A 4,047-nucleotide genomic window follows, 5' to 3' on the forward strand; every position below is an offset into this window, starting at 1 on the left:
AGAATTTCTTTTTCCCAGCGTGCCAGCCGTTGGGCTGGCAATGGGTGAATAGTAGGAAACCATTTTTTGAGTAAGTTTTTTAATCGTTGCTTCATTCGGAAAGATCTTCATCCGGGGGACCCAAGCGATCCAATTCAGCCAAAATCAATGGAATTTGAGCGTCTAAATCGGCAGGTCTTTTATCTTTACTCCACCAGATAAGCGATCCACGACGTTTATAATCGACCTTACTGACCGCCTCTTTGCCGTTTAATAAGAATTTCACCATAAAGGCGACTGCCAGAGCTTTATCATTTCCACTACTTAAGAAAGCAAAAGTATAACTACTGACATTAGGAATAAAGCCGCGTCCGATAAGTTGATTATTCTCATCCAGGCCGTAGACTTTGAAATATAAAATATTAGCTTTTTCCACCATGCCTAATTGTGGATAACGGGCGGCATAGGCTTTACCTTTGTACCAGGTATAGAAAATCTGTCGTTCACGGTCGATAATTAATGGTGCCTGACTCTGCCAAAAAAATATACAATATACAAAGGGTGGAATAATCAATAGATAGAGCAGAAGGAAACTTATATCAATTATGAGCAATCGGGTGCTGCTTGGGTAAAAAGTATAACGATAGTGTAAATATTTTTTCAGAGAGATTTCTTTATCATTACCAATATAACGGGCATTTTCCATGTAATCTGGCAGATCATTACGTAGATAAAACGCATCACCATATTCTTTTTTTACTAAATTAACCCATCGATGGATAGCTTTTTCATCATTTTTACGGTCTTCGATAAATCCGTTAATATTCAAAATAAGACTACTAATAATCCCTAATGTAACTGGGATTAGATTAATACTCCTAAAACGGCGTTGAGGATTGCGGATATGACACTCTTTATCATCAAGATAGTCCAGTATTTCCACATGTTTGATGGTTTCTGCATCCTTAATATCTGGCGGTACTGCCAAAATTTCTTTTTCCCAGCGTGCCAGCCGTTGGGCTGGCAATGGGTGAATAGTAGGAAACCATTTTTTGAGTAAGTTTTTTAATCGTTGCTTCATTCGGAAAGATCTTCATCCGGGGGACCCAAGCGATCCAATTCAGCCAAAATCAATGGAATTTGAGCGTCTAAATCGGCAGGTCTTTTATCTTTACTCCACCAGATAAGCGATCCACGACGTTTATAATCGACCTTACTGACCGCCTCTTTGCCGTTTAATAAGAATTTCACCATAAAGGCGACTGCCAGTGCTTTATCATTGCCACTACTTAAGAAGGCAAAAGAATAACTGCTGACGTTAGGGATAAAACCACGCCCGATAAGTTGATTGTTTTCATCCAGGCCGTAGACTTTTAGGAAAAAGATATTAGTTTTTTCTCCCATGCCTACTTGTGGATAGCGGGCAGCATAAGCTTTGCCTTTATACCAGGTATAAAAGATCTGCTGTTCGCGATCGATAATTAACGGTGCCTGACGGCGTAAGAAAAATATGGCCCAGACAAAAGGAGGAATAATCAGTAGATAGAGTAGCAGGAAACCTATATCAATTTTCAAAAAAGAGTCGCTATGCAGATAATAATTATAACGGTAATGTAAATATTTTCTTAGTGAAATTTCTTTATCATTACCAATATAACGGGCATCTTCCATATAGTCTGGTAAATCGTTACGCAGATAAAATTCTTCACCATATTTCTTCTTTACCAATGCTACCCACTGATGGATCCCTGCTTCATCATTTTTACGGTCTTCGATAAATCCGTTAATATTTAAAATAAGACTACTAATAATTCCTAATGTAACAGGAATCAAAGCAATACTCCGGGCACGGCGTTGGGTGTTGCGAATATGACATTCTTTATTATCAAGGTAGTCCAATATTTCTACATGCTTAATAGTTTCTACATCTTTAATATCTGGCGGTGCCGCCAGAATTTCTTTTTCCCAGCGTACCAGCCGTTTGGCTGGTAATGGATGGATAGTAGGAAACCATTTTTTAAGCAGATTTTTGAGTCGTTGTTTCATATAGTACGCTCTCCATCAAAACTGCCCTTAATGGTATTTTCTGCTGTGGGTTCTTCTCCCCATAAATAACGCAGAGGGGCAATAACATTTTCTGATTGTTCATAGTACCAGTACAATTCGCTACTGCGAGGATAAACGCCTATTGTTTCTGGGAATACTATCTCTAGTGTTGCGGTATCGCCACTTAGGGTAAATTTGGCTTGTTCCTGAGCTTCCTTGAATTTGGTATTGCGAAAAGCATCTAGGGTATATTTGCGACGGTTAATCTCAACATAATCGACGTCTTCTCCCCAGTAAGAGGTTTTAGGAGAAGTCACAAAGATTCCGCGAATATTTGAAAGATTGATCTGAAAAGCAGGTAAGGTGAAACGATAGGTAGTGACGCCAAATCCCTCAATTATATTTAGACTTGGCTGAATAAACAGATTTAAAAATTCTTGATTTTCGATAATGAAATGCTTTTGCGTGTCATTATTCATGCCTCTCGCTATTTCTAATTGATTGTATATAGTAGTAGGTCTTCCCTTTTTGCCCCAAAATGCATACTTATTTCCAGCCCCCCAAAAACAGTTATTCAGTACTTTTTCCAAATCTGACCAAGCGCTGCCAGCCTGTACAATACTGCCACCGATAAGCAAACCGGCCCCGACGACTATTGCAGTGAGTACACCCGCAGTCAGGAAGGACCCTGCCACAGCTCCGATCAAGACTGCGGTTGCTAAGATGGTAGAACCTGTCCCTATAGCGACTTGGCTATAACCTTCCATGTCATTACCCACTTTGAAAGCGTTACTTGCATCATAGAAGGAGATAATTGCGCCTAAGTATCCTGCTACACTGCCCGCAACACGGGAGAACTGACTGACCGCCGACGCATTGATGGTAGGTACTTTTAGCCCACTCATCAGTACCTTGACTATGGGGGAATTCACCTTACTTGCTAGTGTCAAACCAATAGAAGTCAAATCGGCACTCATACCAATCACCGCGGTACTAAAGCGCAGCAGATTCATATAGGAAGATCCAGGCTGTAAAGGGTTGTTGCGGGCATATTCTGTCTGCATGAGCACATCGGACAGGGTGAATGCATTCAGAAACAGGCTGACACCGGTCAATGAAGAATCAAACAGTAAACCAATAGAGGGTTTACCAGCCCCTTCTAAGGTAAAAAGCTGAACCGGCGAGTCCACACTGGTCTTAACTTCGGGCAGAGTGATTACCGGTTTATTGCCAAGTGATTCCAGGCGTTTACTCCAGTTAATCATCCGTTCTCCGATAGCCTGTTGACGCACTGCTGGGTCAGGTCGGTTGCGATTCGTTTTCGATTCCAGCCGCTTAAGCACTTCCTGATAGCTCTGTTCACTGAGTGCCACTCTGCCATCCGGTTCAATCACCACCCCCAGCGTGGATAACAGGGCCGGAACCAGTTGTTGGGTTATCTGGTCAATGGCTTTCTGGGGAAGCTGCCGGACATAACTTGAACCCTGATAAATTGTCTGATTGGTATAGGCGCAGACGGTTGCCAGAAAGGTCCCCATCCCCAGCAGAATATTATCGACGCCACTAATAAACGGGCTCTTAAGCAGCGGTGATTTTACTTTGTCGTTATTCAGTACGGTGACAACCCCAGTGGTAATGGTGCGCCAGAAGTTGCCATCGCCGTTGCTGTCTGACTCTTTGGCCGCAAGCTTTGCTAAAACCTGCTGGCCGGGCAAGGATGATTGCAGGTTGCCGAGCAGACCGGAGAGAATTTCACTGAAAAACCGGAACTCCAGCGCATCCTCTTCTTCCAGCGTCTCTTTTTCATCTTGCAGTGAAAAGAAGTAGTGAAAGTAATTTTGCAGCCCGCCGACTTGATAACTGAGGTCCGGGTTATCCGCAAAGGCTTCAAACAGTTTCATAAACATCGCCTGACGCGCTTCAAAATCTTCGGTGACTTTTTTCAATTTCGGCCAGTCGTTGTTCCAGCGGTCCTGATGAATACTGTCATCTATTTTCTTTTTCAGCTCCGGGTTTTTGGTG

At 42.4% G+C, this 4,047-nt stretch carries 3 protein-coding genes; all 3 read right to left on the minus strand.

The features are described 5' to 3' along the window. Positions 1-91: 91 nt before the first annotated feature. Positions 92-1,060 (minus strand): hypothetical protein, encoded by a 969-nt coding sequence (locus EAE93_RS23400; protein WP_214040678.1) that lies wholly within the window; start codon positions 1,058-1,060, stop codon positions 92-94. Beyond that, a complete protein-coding gene (locus EAE93_RS23405; RefSeq protein WP_214040679.1) occupies positions 1,057-2,025 on the minus strand; it encodes a hypothetical protein in 969 nt (322 codons plus the stop codon). Before EAE93_RS23405 ends, EAE93_RS23400 begins: the two co-directional genes overlap by 4 nt. Beyond that, on the minus strand, positions 2,022-4,047 hold a 2,026-nt coding region (locus EAE93_RS23410; RefSeq protein ID WP_214040680.1), incomplete at its 5' end, for a hypothetical protein. The genes EAE93_RS23410 and EAE93_RS23405, both read right to left, overlap by 4 nt.

Source organism: Photorhabdus akhurstii, from assembly GCF_018448925.1.
GTDB classification, from domain to species: domain Bacteria; phylum Pseudomonadota; class Gammaproteobacteria; order Enterobacterales; family Enterobacteriaceae; genus Photorhabdus; species Photorhabdus akhurstii.